Origin of the sequence: Nonomuraea sp. NPDC050153 (genome assembly GCF_044460125.1) — a bacterium.
Taxonomy (GTDB): Bacteria; Actinomycetota; Actinomycetes; order Streptosporangiales; family Streptosporangiaceae; genus Nonomuraea.
Genome location: NZ_JBITJQ010000090.1, coordinates 1 through 1947, shown reverse-complemented (window position 1 = coordinate 1947; position 1947 = coordinate 1). Strand labels below are relative to the sequence as shown.

Below are 1947 nucleotides of genomic sequence, written 5' to 3'. Positions count from 1 at the left end.
GCCTCCAACCCGTGCAGCCCGCCCTCGCGGCCGTACCCGGACTCCTTGTAACCGCCGAACGGCGAAGCCGGATCGAACTTGTTGAACGTGTTGGCCCACACCACCCCGGCCCGCAACCTGTCGGCCATCCACAAGATCCGCGAACCCTTCTCCGTCCAGATCCCCGCCGACAGCCCATACGGCGTGTTGTTGGCCTTCTCCACCGCCTCCGCCGGCGTACGGAAACTCAGCACCGACAACACCGGGCCGAAGATCTCCTCCCGGGCGATCGTGTGCGACTGCGCCACCCCGGTGAAAACCGTCGGCGGGAACCAGAACCCCCGCTCGGGCAACTCACACGCGGGCGACCAGCGCTCGGCCCCCTCCGACTCCCCCACCTGCGACAGCTCCCGGATCTTCGCCAGCTGCTCGGCCGAGTTGATCGCGCCGACATCGGTGTTCTTGTCCAGCGGATCACCCACCCGCAGCGTGGACAGCCGGCGCTTGAGCGCGGCCAGCAACTCCTCCTGGATCGACTCCTGCACCAGCAGCCGCGACCCGGCACAACACACATGCCCCTGGTTGAAGAAGATCCCGTTGACGATCCCCTCCACCGCCTGATCGATCGCGGCGTCCTCGAACACGATGTTCGCCGCCTTGCCGCCCAGCTCCAAGGTCAGCTTCTTACCGGTGCCCGCCACCGCCCGCGCGATGAGCCGGCCCACCTCGGTGGAGCCGGTGAAGGCCACCTTGTCCACCTCGGGATGGCCCACCACGGCCGCGCCGGTCTCGCCCGCGCCGGTCACGATGTTCACCACCCCGGCCGGCAGCTCGGCCTGCCGGCAGATGTCGGCGAACAACAACGCCGTCAACGGCGTCGTCTCGGCCGGCTTGAGCACCACCGTGTTCCCGCACGCCAACGCCGGCGCGACCTTCCAGGCCAGCATCAGCAGCGGGAAATTCCACGGGATCACCTGCCCGGCCACCCCCAGCGGCCTGGTCCCGAACCCCGCATACGCCAGCTTGTCGGCCCAGCCCGCGTAGTAGAAGAAATGCGCCGCCACCAGCGGCACGTCCACATCGCGGGACTCACGGATCGGCTTGCCGTTGTCCAGCGACTCCAGCACCGCCAGCTCCCGGGCCCGCTCCTGAATGATCCGCGCGATCCGGAACAGGTACTTGGCCCGCTCGGCGCCCGGCAGCGCACTCCACACCCCGAACGCCTTACGCGCGGCCCGCACCGCCCGATCCACATCATCGGCACAGGCGCTGGCCACCTCGGCCAGCGACTCCTCGGTGGCCGGGTTGACCGTCTTGAACGGGACACCGCCGCCATCGACGAACTCACCGTCGATGAACAACCCGTAGGAGGGCTTGATGTCGACGATGTCACGCGCCTCGGGCGCGGGTGCGTACTCGAAGATCGCCATCATCAGTCCAGGGTGAAGTAGTCGGGACCGGCATAGCGGCCGGTGGCCAGCTTCTGACGCTGCATCAGCAGATCGTTGAGCAGCGAGGAGGCGCCCAGCCGGAACCAGGCGGGGCTCAGCCAGTCATCGCCGGCCGTCTCGTGCACCAGCACCAGGTTCTTGACGGCGTCCTTGGTGGTGCGGATGCCGCCCGCCGGCTTGACGCCCACCTGCCGGCCGGTGGCCTCGCGAAAGTCACGCACCGCCTGGAGCATGATCAGCGTCACCGGCAAGGTCGCGGCCGGGGCCACCTTGCCGGTGGAGGTCTTGATGAAGTCGGCGCCGGCCAGCATCGCCAGCCAGGACGCCCGCCGCACGTTGTCGTAGGTGGCCAGCTCGCCGGTCTCCAGGATGACCTTCAGGTGCGCCGCACCGCAGGCGGCCTTGACCGCGACGATCTCTTCGAACACCTTCAGGTAGCGGCCGGACAGGAACGCGCCCCGGTCGATCACCATGTCGATCTCGTCGGCGCCCGCCGCCACGGCCAGCGCGGTGTCGC

At 68.8% G+C, this 1947-nt stretch carries 2 protein-coding genes; both read right to left on the bottom strand.

The annotated features are described in order from the left end of the window. Positions 1-1412: aldehyde dehydrogenase family protein (locus ACIBQ1_RS61800; protein ID WP_397292878.1), on the bottom strand; the 1412-nt coding region annotated here is incomplete at its 3' end. Then, positions 1412-1947, bottom strand: a 536-nt coding sequence (locus tag ACIBQ1_RS61795) for a 2-deoxyribose-5-phosphate aldolase (RefSeq protein WP_397292876.1), incomplete at its 5' end; no start/stop codon positions are given. The genes ACIBQ1_RS61795 and ACIBQ1_RS61800, both read right to left, overlap by 1 nt.